Raw genomic sequence first — 18,692 nt, forward strand, 5'->3', positions numbered from 1 at the left:
GGCTGTGGCTTACTTAATACAGAGTGTGCGAAAGTCTATAAGCATGTGATAAGCGAATGACCTGTCCCATGTTGGGATTCAAGAAGCTTCATTGAGCGCAAGCTGCTATTGCTAGTATCGAAACGATGCATATGATTCACAAGGGACGGATAAAGTAAGCACCAAAGCCTAAACTGAATCCAAATCCAAATCTAAGCAAAGTTGCAGCGTGGAATTTTAATTTCCCGTGGCATTGCCGACGTCCGCGCTTGTTGTACCTTGTTTCGGCAAAAGCGCTTTAATCGCCTTATCGCTATCAAATTATTCTTGCAAGAACAATGACTCTACAAGTCTTGATTAATAAATAGTTTTACTATTTGATACTACTACGAGCTATGGGAATTACGACTAAAAATATTTAGCGAAACTCATAAAGTTCAAATTACTTGTACTAGACATGAGATTTATACTGGACATAAGACTTATATTCGACATTAGTTTTGTTAGGCTGATTTAATTACGATGCAAATCCCTCGCTTTTAACTGCGTATAGCGTTTCAAGTTCTCCCAACTCTTATGGCCAGAGACAAGTGCTACTTGCTCGATGCGGTAGCCTTGCTCAAATAGACGCGAAACACCTTCATGCCTGAAGTCATGAAATCGTAAGTCGTCGATTCCAAGCGCTTGGCAAGCACGTGGGAAAACGGAGCTGATCGTTTTTTCGTGCACGGGAAAAATTCGGTCGGATGAGCGCGGTTGGCGCATAACGATATCAAACGCCTCACCCAGCAACGGCACAACCTGATCGTTGCCAGATTTCTGTTTTGGATCCTTGCGGTCGCTGATTAGAATTGTTCTCTCAGCTTCATTGAGGTCGCACCAGCGGATCCGTGTGATCTCGCCCAGTCGCATTGCGCTGGCAATGGCAAATTTAATTATATCGGTGTAGGGAATCGTTTTTCGGCGCGTAGGGGCGTCGAAGTATGCATATAGTTTTGTTAATTCTTCCTCAGTCGGCCTCCGGTTCCGCTCTTTACTCCGGGTATTCACCCCTGCGTATCGCATCAAAATTCTGGCCTCGGACACGGCTTCGGGATTGACTGGAATTTTCCAGAGATACTTCGCGGTATCGAGCACTTGCTTTAAATAGGTGAGGTCAATCGCGATAGTGACTCCGCCAGCCCCCAATCTGATCCGATCTTGCACAAATTCCATTATCCGATCCGATGTTAAATTGCCAATGAGAACTTCTCCTAAATAACTTCTCAGGCTGACCAGCGTCGCGCTTTTGTTTTTGCCGAAACCATCTTGGCCACCGACGTCTTCGATGTAGCGGCTAATGAGAACCTTGAGTGGGATGTCTGATAAAATTCGGGCATCCGAAAATTTCGATGCATCCATACTCTGTTCGATCCCCCGGGCCCACTCTTGGGCCAGTGCCTTGTTGGGGAATGTCTTTGAGATGGAAGGGTAGCCCTTCCTGCGCACCGTCGCATACCAACTACCGCTTCTTTTTACGAATGAGGCCATGATGTAATTTTGATGTAATTTTGATGTAATTTTGATGTAATGAGTGAGTTAACTATACATCAAGTTATTAATAAATATTATATTTATGGCTATTTAAAATTGCATGCTTCTCTAGGTAACTGTAGTGAATTCAACGAATTACAAGCCCCGCACTTTGTCTGTTGCGCCGATGATGGATTGGACCGACCGCCATTGTCGGCAATTCCACCGTCATATCACCAAGCACACTTGGCTGTACACCGAAATGGTGACAACCGGTGCGTTGCTGCATGGGGACGTGGCGCGGCATTTGGATTTTGATGGGATTGAGCATCCGATTGCGTTGCAATTAGGCGGTAGCGAACCTGCTGATTTGGCCAAGAGCGCTAAGTTGGGCGCGCAGTGGGGTTACGACGAGATTAATTTGAATTGTGGCTGTCCGTCAGAGCGCGTGCAGCGTGGGGCGTTTGGGGCTTGTTTGATGGCGGAGCCAACCTTGGTGGCGGATTGCGTTAAAGCGATGCGCGATGCGGTCGATGTTGATGTGACGGTGAAACATCGGATCGGCATTAACGACGTGGATTCGTATGAATTTATGCGTGATTTTGTTGGCGAAATTGCCGCTGCCGGTTGTTCGACCTTCATCGTGCATGCGCGTAACGCGATCTTAAAAGGACTAAGCCCGAAAGAAAATCGTGAGATTCCACCGCTTAAATACGATTACGCTTATCGCCTTAAACGTGAGTTTCCTGATTTAGAAATCATCATCAATGGCGGCATTAAAACGAGCGCTGAAATTGACCTGCATTTACAACACGTTGATGGCGTGATGTTGGGACGTGAGGCCTATCACAATCCTTATGTGATGGCGGAATTTGATGCGCGTTATTACGGCGACAATGCGCCGATCAAATCGCGCCGTGATGTGTTGGCGGTCATGATTCCGTATGTGCAAACGCAGCTAGATTTATACGCCGAACGCGGCTTGAAATTAAATAGCATTACGCGCCATATGCTTGGCTTAATGACCGGTTTGGCGGGAGCGCGATCGTTTCGACAAATGCTGTCTGATTCTAAGCAATTGGCGTCTGGACGACCTGAGTTGTTGCTGGAAGCTGCCGAGCGCGTTCGAGAAGGTTAAGACGGGCCGATTAAGTTTAGGACTTATTCGCGTTCGTTGATTAGTAGTACATGCACCGCGCCATCGCCACCATCGGCTGCATTAGCTTGGCAAAACGCTTGCACCCATTCTGACTGACACAACCAGCTACGCACTTTGCTCGGCAAAATCGCTGGCTGGCGTGAATTGATGCCTTTGCCATGAATCACGCAAACGCTCCGTAACCGAGCGTGTTTGGAGCGGCGTAAAAAATCCGCTAACGCGCTACGTGCTTGGTCGCGTTGCAATCCATGTAAATCTAGATAAGCCTGCGCTGGCCACTGGCCTTTACGCAATTTACGCAACACATCGGGACTGCTACCGGCCACGCTGTAGCTCATTTCATCGTCGTCTTCTTGCCATTGGCTGGCGTCAAATTCATCCGACCATTGTTCCATGACTTGCATGGCCTCCGACATGCTGGTGATGTCTTTGGGCTTGACGGGAGTGGCTTTGGTGACGATGGGAGCGCGTTGATGGACGTAGACGTCTGGTGCCTTGATCGGCGTTACGCCGCCGAGCTGGCTTTTAAATACATTGGCTTCTTTTTGCGCGGCGCGTTCTTGCAGTAAGCGCTGCTGTTCGGCGATTTTTTCTTGCTCTTCGCGCACCTTTAACTGTTGTCGTAGGCTGCTTAATTCAGTTAAGTCTTTAATTGGTGAGCGTTTCATGGGTGATGCCGGTAGGTGAGCAAGAGAGAATTAAGCTTCCAAATAACGTTGTGCATCCAACGCCGCCATGCAGCCTGTACCAGCACTGGTGATTGCTTGACGATAGACGTGATCTTGCACGTCGCCTGCTGCGAAAACGCCCGGAATACTCGTCGCAGTGGCCATGCCTTCTAAGCCAGTTTTGGTTTTGATATAGCCGTTGTGCATATCGAGTTGGCCGTCAAAAATCGAAGTGTTTGGTTTATGTCCGATAGCGATAAACAAGCCGTGTAATGGGATAGCTTGCACTGTGCCATCGTGCGCGGATTTGATGTTGATGCCAGTTACGCCGGATGCGTCGCCAGTGACTTCATCTAACGTGTGATTCCATTTGATCTCGACTTTGCCTTCGGCGACTTTCGCCATTAAGCGGTCAATCAAAATTGCCTCAGCGCGGAACTTGTCGCGGCGATGCACGACGGTGACTTTGCTGGCGATATTGGATAGATACAGCGCTTCTTCGACCGCGGTATTGCCGCCGCCAATGACAGCCACTTCTTTGCCGCGATAAAAGAAACCATCGCAGGTCGCGCAGGCTGATACGCCTTTGCCCATGAAGGCTTGTTCCGATGGCAGACCTAAATATTGCGCCGAGGCGCCAGTGGCGATAATTAAGGCGTCGCAGGTGTATTCGGCTTGATCGCCGATTAAGCGGATCGGCTTTTCGGTCAATTTGGCGGTGTGGATGTAGTCAAAAATGATTTCGGTGTTGAAGCGCTCGGCGTGTTGCTGAAAACGCTGCATCAATTCTGGGCCTTGCACGCCCATTGGATCGGCTGGCCAGTTTTCGACATCGGTGGTCGTCATCAATTGTCCGCCTTGTTCCACGCCGGTAATCAATACTGGTTTTAAATTGGCGCGCGCGGCATAAACGGCGGCGCTGTAACCTGCTGGACCGGAACCTAAAATGAGTACGTGAGCGTGTTTTTTGCTAGACATGATGTTTTCCTGTGGGAAATGTAAGGATAAGAGTGCAATTGCCGGTTTTGGCGCCGATTTGGCGTTGCTTGTTTTTAAAAACTGGTTAAGATATTGAGCTAACTAAAAATCGCTCGTGAAACTCAATATAGCCCAAATTTAAGCTAGTCCAAGGTGACCTAGATAATGTAAATTTCGCTAGAGCAATTAATTAATAGTATGCAAGCCTGAGATTATAGAATATTTTTCCAAATTCAACGTTTCCCCAACGGATTTATGAGCAAAGCCGCGTACACCAGAGACCCCGACAAAGATAAAACCCCCGCCAAGCCCGGTCGCATGGTGATCTTGCTCAGTGAAGCGCGTTGGCTGGCGTTGGTCGCTGTTAGCGTATTTTTGGCGATGATCTTGCTCACCTATTCAGTCACTGACCCGGCTTGGTCGCAATCCAATCAAGTTGACCACTATATGAATTGGGGCGGTCGCTTGGGCGCTTGGTGCGCGGATTTGATGCTGTATGTATTTGGAAAATCGGCTTGGTTGTGGTTTTTGTTGCTCGGCATTAGCGTGGTGCGCACCTATGCCCAATTGGGCAATATGGAAAACTGGGAGCCCGAGCAACGCTATTTTGGCTGGCTGCGCGGCCTCGGGTTTGCCATGTTGCTGTCTGGCTGCATGGGCATGGAATATCTGCGCATGTATTCCTACCATTTCCGCTTGCCGCGTGCGCCCGGCGGAGTGTTAGGCGAATTAATTGGTAATGCTGCGTTTAAGACCTTTGGTTTTACCGGTGCGACCTTGTTTTTATTGGTGCTGATTTGCCTAGGGATTAGCGTGTTGTTCCAAATGTCGTGGTTCACCGTGGCCGAAAAAGTTGGCACGGCGATTGAATTAACCGTGGAATGGGTGATTAAAAAATATACCGCGCGCCAGGATCGCTTGGTTGGACAAGTAGCTGCTACCAAGCGCGAAGTGGTCGTAGTGCAAGAGCGTGCCAAACATGTGGAAGCCGCGCCGATTCGGATTGAACCGCAAGTTGTGGCAGTGGTGCGCTCTGAGCGGGTTGAAAAAGAAAAACAAGCGACCTTATTTGCCGACCCAACCGACAGTTCCTTGCCGCCCTTAGCCTTGTTAGATGAAGCCAAGATCGTACAAGAAACGGTGAGCGTTGAAACACTGGAATTTACCAGCCGCTTAATCGAGAAAAAGCTCTCGGATTTTGGTGTCGATGTCAAAGTCGTTGCCGCTTATCCCGGCCCCGTCATTACCCGCTATGAAATCGACCCAGCAACGGGTGTGAAGGGCAGCCAAATTGTCGGCTTGGCGCGTGATTTGGCGCGTTCTTTGTCGATTACCTCGATCCGCGTGGTCGAAACGATTCCCGGCAAAACCTACATGGGCTTGGAATTGCCGAACCCGAAACGGCAAATTGTGCGCTTAACTGAAATCCTCGGCTCGCAACTCTATAACGATAGTGCTTCGTCGTTGACGATCGCGCTGGGCAAAGACATTGCCGGTCATCCGGTGGTCGCCGATTTAGCCAAAATGCCACACTTGTTGATCGCGGGTACCACCGGTTCCGGTAAATCGGTGGGGATTAACGCGACACTGTTATCGTTGCTGTACAAGTCCGACCCCAAATCAGTACGCATGATTTTGATCGATCCAAAGATGTTGGAAATGTCGGTCTACGAAGGCATCCCGCATTTATTAGCGCCGGTTGTCACCGATATGCGCCAAGCCGGTCATGCGTTGAATTGGGCGGTCAACGAGATGGAGCGGCGTTATCGCTTGATGTCCAAGTTGGGCGTGCGCAATTTAGCTGGCTATAACAACAAAATCTTGGACGCCGCCAAACGCGAAGAGCATATTCCGAATCCGTTTAGCTTAACGCCCGACGCGCCCGAGCCGCTGGAAGAATTGCCAACTATCGTCATCATCATCGACGAGTTGGCCGATTTGATGATGGTGGTCGGTAAAAAAGTGGAAGAACTCATTGCTCGGATTGCGCAAAAAGCGCGTGCCGCAGGATTGCATTTAATCCTCGCAACCCAGCGTCCATCGGTTGACGTTATTACTGGTTTAATCAAAGCCAATATCCCAACGCGCATTGCATTCCAAGTCAGCAGCAAAATTGATTCGCGCACAATCTTAGACCAAATGGGCGCTGAAGCGTTATTGGGTATGGGTGACATGTTGTACATGCCGCCCGGATCAGGTTTTCCGGTGCGGGTGCATGGCGCGTTTGTGTCGGACGAAGAAGTACATCGGGTGGTGGAATTCCTTAAAACCAAAGGCGAGCCGAATTACATTGACGGTATTTTAGAGGGCGGCACTACTGAGGACGGAGTTCAGTTGTCGCTCGATGGCGTGCCAGCGGCCAGCGGCAGCGAATCCGACGAGTTGTACGATTCGGCGGTGGCCATTGTGTTGAAAAATCGCCGTGCGTCAATCTCGCTGGTGCAGCGTAATTTGCGCATCGGATACAACCGCGCCGCGCGATTACTGGAGCAAATGGAACAAAGCGGCATAGTGTCGACCATGCAGAGTAATGGAAATCGAGAAATTTTAGTGCCAACATCGGCACCTGAGTAGAGAGGAAAAATAATGTGGATTAGCAATCAAGTCGGTAAGCAAATGAAATTAAAAGCAGCCTTAATGCTCGCGGGCGCTGTGTTAGCTGCCCAAGTTCAGGCTAGCGGAATCGAACAATTTAAAGCGTTTGTCACCAGCACACACGCAGCCAAAGGTGACTTTATCCAGCGTCAACTCAAAGTGGTGGACGGCCAGCCCAAGCTATCCAAACAAACCAGCGGCACGTTTTCGTTCTCGCGTCCTGGTAAATTTATTTGGCTCTATCAAACTCCTTATTTGTTGCTGCAAGCCGATGGCGATAAGTTGTTTATGTACGATAAAGATTTAAACCAAGTGACAATTAAATCGCTTGGCACAGCGTTGAGTTCTAGCCCAGCAGCGATTCTGTTTGGTAGCAACGATTTAGAGAAAAACTTCACCATCAAAGACGTCGGTCAAAAAGATGGCATGGATTGGTTGCAAGCTACGCCTAAGGACAAAGACAGCACCTTCGCGTTAATCAGCATCGGCATGGCGGATGGCGTGCCGCGCGAGATGGATTTGCGCGACACGTTTAATCAAACCACGATTATTCTGCTGCAAAATTTAGAAAAAAATCCTGCGCTCAAAGCCGATCAATTTAAGTTCACCGTGCCTGCTGGTGCTGATGTGTTCAACCCAGATCAACCTAAAGCACGATGAGCGATTTGTTTAAAGTCGCACCAACACCACCGCTGGCCGAGGCACTGCGTCCACAAACGTTGGATCAAGTGATCGGCCAGCGGCATTTATTGGGCGAGGGCAAACCGTTGCGTTTGGCGTTTGAATCGGGCAAGCCGCATTCCATGATTTTGTGGGGGCCGCCGGGTGTGGGGAAGACTACCTTGGCGCGACTCACAGCCCATGCATTTCAATGCGAGTTCATCGCATTGTCGGCGGTATTTTCTGGTGTAAAAGACATACGCGCGGCGATGGAGCAGGCGGAACAATATCTGTCGCAAGGCAAGCATACGATTTTATTTGTCGATGAAATCCATCGCTTCAACAAGTCGCAACAAGATGCTTTGCTGCCGTATGCGGAATCGGGTTTGGTTACCTTTATCGGCGCAACGACGGAAAATCCCTCGTTTGAAGTCAACTCTGCCTTGCTATCGCGCGCTCAAGTCTATGTGCTGCAATCCTTGTCCGATGAAGAGCAGCATCAGCTAGCCACCAGAGCGCAGCGAGAGGTCTTGTCGCATCTGCATTTTGATCCAGCAGCGTTGGATACCTTAGTCGGTTATGCCGATGGCGACGCGCGGCGACTGCTGAATTTGTTGGAACAAACCAATAGCGCAGCGCAGGCCGCGCACGTAACAGACATTACGCCGCAATTTATTCAAAACGCGCTGACCTTAAATGCGCGCCGGTTTGATAAAGGCGGGGACAATTTCTACGATCAAATTTCGGCCTTACACAAATCGGTGCGCGGCTCCAATCCTGACGCCGCATTGTATTGGCTGTGCCGCATGTTGGATGGTGGTGCGGACGCTAAATATTTATCGCGTCGTATTGTGCGCATGGCGTGGGAAGACATCGGCATTGCAGATCCACGCGCCATGCAAATTGCCAACGATGCCGCCACAACCTACGAGCGTCTTGGCTCACCCGAAGGCGAATTAGCCTTGGGTCAGGCGGTCATTTATTTAGCCATCGCGGCCAAAAGTAACGCTGGCTATAACGCCTTTAATCAAGCGATGGCGTTCATCAAACAAGATAAGTCGCGTGAAGTGCCGGTGCATTTACGCAATGCGCCGACCAAGTTAATGAAAGAATTGGGCTACGGCCACGCTTATCGGTACGCGCACGACGAGCCCGAAGCCTACGCGGCGGGTGAAACCTATTTGCCAGATGGGATTCCTGAGCCGGGTTGGTATCAGCCTGTGCCAAGGGGATTGGAAATTAAGATCGCCGATAAATTGGCACATTTGCGCCAATTAGATGCGGATGCGAAGAAATCCAAGAAATAGCGGTTGCGCGCTTTGACGTTAAAACGGTGCCAGATTTAGCAATCTATTCCTCAAATTATGCATTTGGTCGCAAAGTGGCGACGAGTTTATCCAACTCTGCGTACACTCAATTTATCGCAATTGTTCACAAAAACTAAGATTGCCTACCTAAAGGAGATTGTCATGCGTCGTTTATTTATTCTGTCATTAATCCTGTTTAGCTCGATTGCATCGGCTGACCAATCGTTTCAGCTTCCCGCATTTAATTCTGTTAAAACCGATGGCGTGTTTTCAACCTTAATTACCGCTGGTAGCGCGCAAACTGTCATGATCAAGGGCGATAACGAGTCGATTAAAAAGCTTTCGTTACAAGTTGTGGATGGTCAATTGATTATTTCTGGCCCGGAAAACAAGAATAAAGTGTCCTTCAACGTGGATGAATTAAATGTTGTCATTACCATGCCGAGCCTACGCTTGTTTAAAGGCAAAGGCGTGGGCGAAGTGATTTTGAAAAATATCGATGGCGACCGGATTGATATTGCCTACGAAGGCGTGGGCAATCTGGAAGCCTACGGCAAAACCAAATGGTTGCGCTTGAAAGGACAGGGCGTTGGCAGTATCGATACCAAAAAATTGATCGCCGAAGACGCGGACGTGGATTTTGATGGCGTGGGTAATGTGGATGTGTATTGCAGCAATCGGTTTAACGCAGTCGTTAGCGGCGTCGGTTCGGTCACGTATTACGGCAATCCACGTTCGGTGAATAAATCGGCCGATGGGATTGGCAGTATCAGCCCAGGTAAATAAACGGGGATGAATCGGCGCGTTGAATGGCGTCGCTTGATTAACAATTAATAATTTGGCAATAAATTTGCTGCCAATAAATGATAACAACACGCGCTCTGGTGACAGAAACGCGTGTTTTTTTACGTGAAACCGAGGCTATGCCCGACTGATCCACAGCAAACCACACCACACAACGTTCGACCTAATGCCCTTGCTCAAGTACAATTCGGCTTCTAATGCAGTTTTTCTATGCAACAACATCATTCTTAATACTTACTTGCCATGATAGACATTCAACTTCTCCGTAAAGACATTGCCAACGTCGCCGCCCGTTTAGCACAGCGCAAATTTGTTTTAGACGTCGATACATTCAACGCCCTCGAAGCGCAGCGCAAAGAATGCCAGTCGCGTAGCGAAGAGTTGCAAGGAATGCGTAATAGTCTGTCCAAACAAATCGGTATGTTAAAAGGCAAGGGCGAAGACGCCAGCGCCTTGATGGAGCAAGTCAACGGCATCGCCGACGAATTAAAAAGCTCAGCGACGCGCTTAGAGCAAATTCAAAACGAGCTGACCGCGTTCGTCGAAGTGATTCCTAACTTGCCACAAGCGTCGGTACCGGTCGGTACTAGCGAAGAAAACAACGTAGAAGTGCGTCGCTTTGGCACGCCACGCCAATTTGATTTTGAAGTGCGCGATCACGTCGATGTCGGCGCCGCGCTGGGTTTGGATTTTGATACTGCCGTTAAATTAACAGGCTCACGTTTCACCTTATTAAAAGGCGGCATCGCCCGTTTGCACCGCGCATTGGCGCAGTTCATGCTCGACACGCACACGATGGAACACGGCTATACCGAGTGCTATTCGCCCTACATCGTTAATGCCGCTTCGATGCGCGGCACCGGCCAATTGCCTAAGTTTGCCGACGATTTATTTAGCGTTAAAAAAGGCGGGCAAGATGGGGATGGCGAGACTTTGTATTTAATCCCCACATCCGAAGTTTCCCTGACCAATATCGTGCGCGATGAAATCGTGGCCTTGGATACATTGCCCTTGAAATTCACCGCGCACACGCCGTGCTTCCGTTCCGAAGCTGGCAGCTACGGACGCGACACGCGCGGCATGATTCGTCAGCATCAATTCGACAAAGTTGAGTTGGTTCAGATCGTTCATCCCGATCAATCCGATGCAACACTAGAACAAATGGTCGCGCAAGCGGAAGTCATTTTGCAAAAGCTGGATTTGCCTTATCAAGTTATGGCGCTGTGCACCGGCGATATGGGTTTCTCATCGGCTAAAACCTACGACATCAACGTCTGGTTGCCAGCACAAAACACCTACCGCGAGATTTCATCGTTGTCCAATATGGAATCGTTCCAAGCCCGCCGCATGCAAGCGCGATTCCGCAACGCGCAAGGTAAGCCAGAGTTGTTGCACACCTTAAATGGCTCCGGTTTGGCAGTTGGGCGTACGTTAGTGGCAATTTTAGAAAATCACCAACAAGCCGATGGCAGTGTGACAATTCCAGCCGCTTTGCATCCGTACATGGGCGGCATAACGAGCTTGAGGGCGGAATAATTTCTGGTTTTTCGGCATTTAAATGGCTCAAAGGCTTCCAAAGAGCCGTTTTACCATGCTATAATCTTCTGCTTCGCGGCTGTAGCTCAGCTGGATAGAGTACTTGGCTACGAACCAAGGGGTCGTGGGTTCGATTCCTGCCAGCCGCACCAGTAATTCAATGATATTTGTATTCGTAGGAATATCATGTCAAAAAGCCTCGCTCTTGCGGGGCTTTTTGTTTTCTAGCGCGAATTGTTTCCTCGGGCTTCACTTTGCTTAGTTGATCAGCCAATTTTTATGTAAAAACAAGGGCTGGTGAGTCTAGCCGATGTTGTTTTCAAGCACCTTAAGCGCTCAGTGATTACTAATTTCCGCCGAAATATTCACCTGCGTTTGCACATCTGCCGAATCGATGGCCCTTATTTGCCAATGGCTCACTTCAATCGCTAACTAAGTTAGTAAACTAATTTACAGGCTGCCATTAAATTTCCTTATTGGAATAAAATTTCCAGTTCAGCGCCAGATTTGTGTTGCAGTGACCTTAATCTTGAACAAATTCAATATCGCCAAACGCTTTAATTCATATGTTAAACGACTTAATAGGCCGATTAATCCATATTTGACATATTGATTAACCCAAGGCAATCTGACCGCCATTACTAAAGAACTTGGAGTTAGCCATGCCCGAATACCGTTCCCGCACCACCACCCACGGCCGCAATATGGCTGGAGCCCGCGCTTTGTGGCGCGCTACTGGGATGAAAGACGGTGACTTTGATAAGCCTATTGTTGCTGTCGTCAACTCATTCACCCAATTTGTGCCGGGGCATGTGCATCTTAAAGATTTAGGTCAAATGGTCGCACGTGAAATCGAAGCAGCGGGCGGCGTGGCAAAAGAATTCAACACCATTGCCGTCGATGACGGCATTGCGATGGGCCATGGTGGGATGTTGTATTCCTTGCCGTCGCGTGAATTGATCGCCGACTCGGTCGAGTACATGGTCAACGCGCATTGTGCTGATGCGATGGTGTGTATTTCTAACTGCGACAAAATCACTCCCGGCATGTTAATGGCCGCGATGCGCTTAAATATTCCGGTGGTGTTTGTCTCTGGCGGCCCGATGGAAGCGGGTAAGGTATTAGAAACCTTGCACCCAAAATCCAGCGGCGAGCAAAAAATCATGAAGATCGATTTGGTTGATGCCATGATTAAGGCAGCCGACAGCAAAGTATCGGACGAAGAAATCGGTCGAATCGAGCGTTCTGCTTGCCCAACGTGCGGCTCTTGCTCCGGCATGTTTACTGCCAATTCCATGAACTGTTTAACCGAAGCCTTGGGTTTGGCTCTGCCGGGCAATGGCACGATTTTGGCGACTCACGCGGACCGCAAAGAATTGTTTTTACGCGCGGGACGTTTAATTGTTGAGCTGGCTAAACGCCATTATGAGCAAGACGATTACACGATTTTGCCGCGCTCGATTGCGACTAAATCCAGTTTTGAAAACGCGATGGCACTCGATGTCTCGATGGGCGGTTCGACCAACACCGTGCTGCATTTATTGGCTGCGGCGCACGAAGCCGGTGTTGATTTTACGATGGCCGATATTGATCGTATTTCGCGCAAAGTACCGTGCTTGTGCAAGGTCGCACCAATGACTGATAAATACCATATCGAAGACGTGCATCGCGCTGGCGGGATTATCTCGATTTTGGGTGAATTGGCGCGCGCTGATTTGCTCGATACCACGCGCCCAACCATACACAGCGCGAGCTTGGCCGAGGCCATTGCACGCAACGACATTGCGGTGTGCAGTGACGAAGCCGTTCATACTTTATTCAAAGCCGCGCCCGGTGGCGTGCCTACCCAAACAGCATTTTCGCAATCCAAACGTTTTGATAGCTTGGATTTAGATCGTCAACAGGGTTGTATCCGCGATAAAGCTCACGCCTATTCGCAAGACGGTGGTTTGGCGGTGTTATACGGCAATCTGGCTGAAAAAGGTTGCATCGTGAAAACCGCTGGCGTGGATGAAAGCATTCTAAAATTCACCGGCAAAGCGCGGGTGTTTGAAAGCCAGGATGCCGCAGTCGATGCGATTTTGGGTGATACCGTGCACGAAGGCGATGTCGTTATTATTCGTTACGAAGGTCCCAAGGGCGGTCCCGGCATGCAAGAGATGTTGTACCCAACTTCGTACATCAAATCCAAAGGTTTAGGCAAAGCCTGCGCGTTGTTTACCGATGGTCGTTTTTCTGGTGGCTCATCCGGTTTGGTCATCGGTCATGCTTCACCTGAAGCCGCTGAAGGCGGCACAATCGGCTTGGTGGAAGAGGGCGATATTATTGACATCAACATCCCTGCGCGCACGATTCATTTGAACGTCAGCGACGCCGATTTAGCCGCCCGCCGAGCCGCGATGGAAGCGCGTGGTGATGATGCATGGCAACCAATCGGGCGCGAGCGTGTGGTCTCCCAAGCCTTGCAAGCCTATGCAGCGTTAGCGACCTCGGCAGATCGTGGTGCGGTTCGGGATATTTCTCAATTGAAACGAGCCAAGCGCGGCTAGTTTAAATTGGATAAAACCGCTTAACTGGACTGGATGAATTTGGTGCAGCACTCATCCCGAATTCACTCATCCTGATATTGAATACAAGCCAAAACGGCAGCGACTACACGTGCTGCCGTTTTGGTTTTTTTGATTGCAACGCAAACAATTTGCTCCATTGAAGCTGTGCGGTGAATTGTTGTCATCGCGTATTAGTAGCGCGCTTTTTATTCTTATATCTTCTTCAATTGCTAAGTTTTAACCCGCACGCCGTTTTGCGGCCTTGCGGAGCCCGCTTATTTTGATGCAGTTCACAGTTTTAGGTGGAAAAAGCTTAAAAAACCGACTACAACTAACGGTAGCGGATTGCATATTTAAGAATTATTTTCGCGAATGCGATCCGCGCTGGCTCTGCAACACAATGAGCCAATTTTACCCATGTCGTTAAATCTCAACCCTACCCACTATTCCATGCAACAAACGTACGAATTAAGTGCATCACCATGGCAGAAATGACAAAACTCGTTGCAATTGACCAAGTCAAGATTGGTATGTTTATCAAACTTGATTTGAGTTGGTTTGAGCATTCGTTCCCGATGAGTTCGTTCAAGATCACCAATGAGCAGCAAATCCAGGATTTGATTGCGTTGAAATTGAAGCATGTGCGCTACATTCCCGCCAAAACCGATCCCGCCGCGTTGCGTTTAATCGAACCGGCCCACAATGAGACGCCCAAAGCGCTGGACTCTGATCGGGCGCCGGCGAATGTTTTCGATAGCATTATCGCTGCTAAAAAAGCGCGCTTCGAAAAACTCCAGCTCCAACGGGAAGAGATTGCGCGCTGCGAAGCCAAGTTTATAAAAGCCTCGGCGGTGGTAAAAAATATCAACAAATTTATCTTCTCCAAGCCCAAAGAAACGCTGGTCGAAGCGGGGCAATTAATTGATAGCATTGCCGATGTTTTTTTAACCGGCAACGACGCGATCATGCATTTGATTCAGCAGAGTGAGGGAACGGAAGAATTGTATTTTCACGCGCTCAATGTGTCGGTATTAGCGATGATGTTGGCGCATGAAATGAACTGCACTGAAGCGCAAATGAAAGTCATTGGGATGGCCGCATTATTCCATGATTTAGGCAAGACCAAAATCCCCGATCAGGTCAATAAAAAAATTACGCCGCTGACCAAGCCTGAGCAAAATTTACTCGAACTCCATCCTGTGTACGGTGTGGAAATCGGACGGGTAGCGGGGATGGATAAAGTGACGTTAGACGTGATGGCCAATCATCATGAGTACATGGATGGCAGTGGTTATCCCAACAGATTAAAGGGCGATGGATTGAGTTTGCCGACTCGCATTATCACTGTGGCTAATGTGTACGATAATTTGTGCAATCACATTGATTTCCACCAATCGATGACGCCGCACGAAGCGCTATCAATTATGTATGCCCATCGCAAGTCACAATTTGATCCTGCCGTCATGGGTGTGTTAATTAAAAGTTTAGGTGTCTATCCACCGGGAACCTTGGTGCGTCTTTCTAACGACGCCATTGGTCTGGTGATGAACGTCAATGTCGGCATGCCCTTGCGTCCGCGTATTTTAGTGTACGACGATGAGATTCCTAAAAAGGAAGCGATTATTTTAGATTTGTCGGCAGAAAGTAGCGAGCTAGCCATTACGGGCAGTATTCGTCCCGGACTGCTTCCTAAAGCGATTTTTGACTATTTAAATCCGCGCAAGCGCGTGAGTTTTTATATGGATTCCAAAATCAAAAATGTGTCGGCCGCGACATTAAGCGGCGACGTCTAGGGCGTCCTTAGCGCGATTATTATTATGGAAAAGTCGATGTCATCAAACGAACAACCGCCACTGCAACAGAGTGGCTCCGCAGTGCCACCGATGAGCGCCAGTTTGCTGCGCGCGATCATTGATAGTGGACGCGAAGCTGTCTTGGTCGTCGATGCGGCCAATTTGACACTAGTCGATGTCAGCGCCAAGGCCTGCCAATTGCTGGGATATCAACGCGACGAATTAATCCGCAAAACGTTGTCCAGCGTGGAGTGCTCGCTGCTGGATGTGTTCTTTTGGGATGAGCTAAGTCGGCAAGGCTCGTTTGAGGGAGTACGGGTTGCGGAAACCGAATGGATGCGGTGCGATGGAACGGCTTTTCATGTTGAAAAACAGGTGTCAACGTATTCGGAAAACGGCGCGGATTTTTGGATTATTCATGCCTATGATTTGACGGCGCGGCGTAAAACCGATCAGCAACATTTGCAGTTGGTGTCGCAATTACAAAGCGCATTGGAATCGACCGCCGAGGGGATTTTATCCATTGATTTATTGGGCAATGTGATTAACTTTAATCGCCGCTTTGCGCTCATGTGGGGGCTGCCCGATACGCTGTTTGCGGAAGATAATTCGCACCGTATGTGGGAACATATCTTATCCACCTTGACCGATGACACTGACTTGATCGCCAGCCTAGAGCGCTCACAAATTGAGCAGCATATTGACACTGAAGATTTCTTAACGCTGCGCGATGGCCGTGTTTTTATCTGCGTATCTAAACCCGAATTTGTGCGCGACAGTTTAATTGGTCGCGTCTTTAGCGTGCGCGATATCACCACCATTAAACGCATTGAAACCGATTTGTTAGCGGCTCGCGACATCGCTGAGCAAGCCAGCATCGACAAATCTGCCATGCTGGATGCATTGCAGGTGAGCGAATCGCGGCTGCGTCGTTTAGTCAATTCAAGTTTAATTGGCATTATGCAGGGCGAGGTCAATGGCACCGTTTTTGAGGCTAACGATGTGCTGCTCAATCTGATTGGACTGGATCAGCAAAAATTTGCCGAGCAGGGCTTGAATTGGCACCAACTAACTTGCCATTCAGCGCATACCTTTTACGAAAACAAGCTCAAAGATTTGCAACTGTTGGGACAAACGCCGCCGTTTGAAGTGGAGTTAATCCGCGCCGATGGCAGCACTATTCCCACCATGATTGGCTTGGCTAAATTAGAAGGTTCGACCACCGAATGGGTCGGGTTTGTCTTGGATTTAACCAAGCAGCGGGAATCCGATCGAATTAAAGCCGATTTTATTTCAGTGGTCAGCCATGAGTTGCGCACGCCATTGACGTCGATTCATGGATCGCTCGGGTTGATCGATAGCGGCGTTTGCGGCGCATTACCCGAGGGGGCGAAGAATCTGGTGTCCATCGCGCTAAAGAACAGCCAACGCTTGGGCGTATTGGTCAACGATTTGCTGGATATGGAAAAGCTCGCCAGCGGTAAGATGACCATGCATATCGAGCGGCTCAATTTAATCGCGGTAACTAAGCAAGCTATCGAAGCCAATACCGGTTATGCACAAAGTTCGGATATTAGTTTCGTTTTCATGCAGCATCCCAAACAAGCTTGGGCGCTGGGCGACACCAATCGTTTGATGCAGGTGTTCGCAAATCTGTTGTCAAATGCGGTGAAATTTTCCCACTCGGGCGGTGTAGTGGAGGTTAGGCTGCTCGATGTTGACGGAGTCTATAAAGTCGAAATTCATGATCACGGTGTTGGGATTGAAGATAAATTTAAAGAACGTATTTTTAAGAAATTTGCTCAAGCCGATGATGGCAATACCCGCCGTCAAGGTGGTACCGGACTGGGGCTCAATATCACCAAACGTTTGGTTGAAAAAATGGGCGGTGAAATCGGCTTTCGCAGCCAAGTCGGAGTTGGCAGCGTGTTTTGGTTTACGGTTTTATCGGGAGTTCAGCGGGTCAGCGATCGATAATATATTGCTTAGAAAAATGTCATGAAGTGACTAAGTTTCCAATATTTTTTAATAACTAATCGATGTTGAGACTTTGTTTCAATTTTCGTTGCCTCAAATCAGCAAAATTCGCCAGACATGCAATACAATAAATGTTCCCACTTTTATTGGCTTTATTGACATGCAAAAATCAGTTTCCCTAGCCTCATTGCGTCATCGCGCCCAGTATTCCATCGCACGCGGCTTTACTTTGATCGAAATTATGGTCGTTATCGCCATTCTGGGAATCATGGCCGCTGTGGTTGTCCCGAAAATCGTTGGCCGAACCGATACAGCCAAGATTGCCGCTGCCAAGCAAGATATTACCGCGATCAAACAAGCGTTAATTTTGTATAAATTGGACAACCAACGCTACCCAACCACTGAGCAAGGCTTGCAAGCCTTGGTGACTAAGCCAACGAGCGGCCCAGCGGCCAATGGCTGGAACGCTAACGGTTATTTAGAAAAATTACCCAAAGATCCTTGGGGTAATCCTTACCAATATTTATCGCCCGGCGTCAAAGGCGATATCGATATTTTCTCCTACGGTGCTGACGGCCAACCTGGCGGAGAAGGCCTGGACGCGGACATCGGTTCTTGGGATTTATAGTGCGTCGGCCTGCGCCGTTGATGTCATCGATCAAAACATTCAAACAAACGGCTGGCTTCACCTTATTGGAACTCATGGTGGTGCTGGTCGTAGTCGGTATTATGCTGGGCGTGGTGAGTCTCAACGCGATCCCCAACAAACATCAAAGTTTGCAAACCGATGCTCAACGCGTGGCGTTGTTGTTGCAGTTGGCGCGTGAAGAAGCCATTGTGCGTAATCGCCCGGTTGCCTTTGAGCTCGATGCCGAAAAGTTTCGCTTCTACGTGAAGGTTGATCAAAGCTGGCAATTAATTACCGACACTGATTTGTTCCGCGAACGTAGTTTTAAAAATTTCCCCTTAACGATCACCATGCAACCTGGCGGCGCAGCGCAAGTTTTGCCGTTAAAAATTATCTTTGGGCGCGAACCCGTTGATAAACCTTTTGTGTTGACCTTGGGTTTTGAAGATACTTCGGTCGCCATTAAAGCCGATGGATTGGGGCATTTTGTAGTGGAATAGTTGAAGTGCTTTAGCGCTAGTGTTGGAACACGTTTTCACATCTATTT

The 18,692-nt window shown here is 48.9% G+C and carries 14 protein-coding genes and 1 tRNA gene; 12 read left to right on the forward strand and 3 right to left on the reverse strand.

What is annotated here, in order from left to right; translation table 11 throughout:
- Positions 1-492: 492 nt before the first annotated feature.
- Positions 493-1,509 carry a site-specific integrase gene (locus E2I14_RS00430; protein WP_133324353.1) on the reverse strand — a complete coding sequence of 339 codons (1,017 nt, stop codon included), beginning with the start codon at positions 1,507-1,509 and terminating at the stop codon, positions 493-495.
- Positions 1,510-1,633: 124 nt separating this feature from the next.
- Between E2I14_RS00430 and dusA the strand changes: the two genes are divergently transcribed.
- The gene (gene dusA, locus E2I14_RS00435) at positions 1,634-2,629 is read left to right on the forward strand and encodes a tRNA dihydrouridine(20/20a) synthase DusA (RefSeq protein ID WP_227544541.1); all 996 of its coding nucleotides are present in this window, start codon (positions 1,634-1,636) and stop codon (positions 2,627-2,629) included.
- A 23-nt stretch (positions 2,630-2,652) separates the two neighbouring features.
- Here the strand turns inward: dusA and E2I14_RS00440 are convergent, their stop codons facing one another.
- Both E2I14_RS00440 and trxB read right to left on the reverse strand, forming a co-directional pair.
- Complete coding sequence (locus E2I14_RS00440; RefSeq protein ID WP_133324355.1) at positions 2,653-3,318, reverse strand: Smr/MutS family protein; 666 nt, start codon at positions 3,316-3,318, stop codon at positions 2,653-2,655.
- A 30-nt stretch (positions 3,319-3,348) separates the two neighbouring features.
- A complete protein-coding gene (trxB, locus tag E2I14_RS00445; RefSeq protein ID WP_133324357.1) occupies positions 3,349-4,296 on the reverse strand; it encodes a thioredoxin-disulfide reductase in 948 nt (315 codons plus the stop codon).
- A 255-nt stretch (positions 4,297-4,551) separates the two neighbouring features.
- Here trxB and E2I14_RS00450 point away from each other — a divergent pair, with 255 nt between their 5' ends.
- The 11 genes from E2I14_RS00450 (at position 4,552) to E2I14_RS00500 (ending at position 18,645) form a co-directional block, all read left to right on the forward strand.
- Positions 4,552-6,870 (forward strand): DNA translocase FtsK, encoded by a 2,319-nt coding sequence (locus E2I14_RS00450; RefSeq protein ID WP_133324359.1) that lies wholly within the window; start codon positions 4,552-4,554, stop codon positions 6,868-6,870.
- 12 nt (positions 6,871-6,882) lie between these two features.
- Entirely contained in the window at positions 6,883-7,551 is a 669-nt protein-coding gene (gene lolA / locus E2I14_RS00455) for an outer membrane lipoprotein chaperone LolA (protein WP_133324361.1), read from the forward strand.
- Positions 7,548-8,858, forward strand: a complete 1,311-nt coding sequence (locus tag E2I14_RS00460) for a replication-associated recombination protein A (protein WP_133324363.1) — start codon at positions 7,548-7,550, stop codon at positions 8,856-8,858. Before lolA ends, E2I14_RS00460 begins: the two co-directional genes overlap by 4 nt.
- 162 nt (positions 8,859-9,020) lie before the next feature.
- Complete coding sequence (locus E2I14_RS00465) at positions 9,021-9,644, forward strand: GIN domain-containing protein (protein WP_165967708.1); 624 nt, start codon at positions 9,021-9,023, stop codon at positions 9,642-9,644.
- A 261-nt stretch (positions 9,645-9,905) separates the two neighbouring features.
- Positions 9,906-11,198: a serine--tRNA ligase gene (gene serS / locus E2I14_RS00470; protein WP_133324367.1), complete on the forward strand. Its 1,293-nt coding sequence runs from the start codon at positions 9,906-9,908 to the stop codon at positions 11,196-11,198.
- Between the two features lie 75 nt (positions 11,199-11,273).
- A tRNA-Arg gene (locus E2I14_RS00475) sits at positions 11,274-11,350 on the forward strand.
- A 510-nt stretch (positions 11,351-11,860) separates the two neighbouring features.
- On the forward strand, positions 11,861-13,747 hold the full coding sequence (gene ilvD, locus E2I14_RS00480; RefSeq protein ID WP_133324369.1) for a dihydroxy-acid dehydratase: 1,887 nt from the start codon (positions 11,861-11,863) through the stop codon (positions 13,745-13,747).
- Positions 13,748-14,238: 491 nt separating this feature from the next.
- Positions 14,239-15,540 carry an HD-GYP domain-containing protein gene (locus E2I14_RS00485; protein ID WP_165967709.1) on the forward strand — a complete coding sequence of 434 codons (1,302 nt, stop codon included), beginning with the start codon at positions 14,239-14,241 and terminating at the stop codon, positions 15,538-15,540.
- A gap of 36 nt (positions 15,541-15,576) precedes the next feature.
- Positions 15,577-17,517, forward strand: coding sequence for a PAS domain-containing sensor histidine kinase (locus tag E2I14_RS00490; protein WP_165967710.1), 1,941 nt, complete (start codon positions 15,577-15,579; stop codon positions 17,515-17,517).
- Positions 17,518-17,677: 160 nt separating this feature from the next.
- Positions 17,678-18,145: a type II secretion system major pseudopilin GspG gene (gene gspG / locus E2I14_RS00495; RefSeq protein WP_133324375.1), complete on the forward strand. Its 468-nt coding sequence runs from the start codon at positions 17,678-17,680 to the stop codon at positions 18,143-18,145.
- Between the two features lie 20 nt (positions 18,146-18,165).
- A complete protein-coding gene (locus E2I14_RS00500; RefSeq protein ID WP_133324377.1) occupies positions 18,166-18,645 on the forward strand; it encodes a GspH/FimT family pseudopilin in 480 nt (159 codons plus the stop codon).
- Positions 18,646-18,692: the final 47 nt, after the last annotated feature.

It is taken from the genome of Sapientia aquatica, from assembly GCF_004358105.1.
GTDB classification, from domain to species: Bacteria; Pseudomonadota; Gammaproteobacteria; order Burkholderiales; family Burkholderiaceae_D; genus Solimicrobium; species Solimicrobium aquaticum.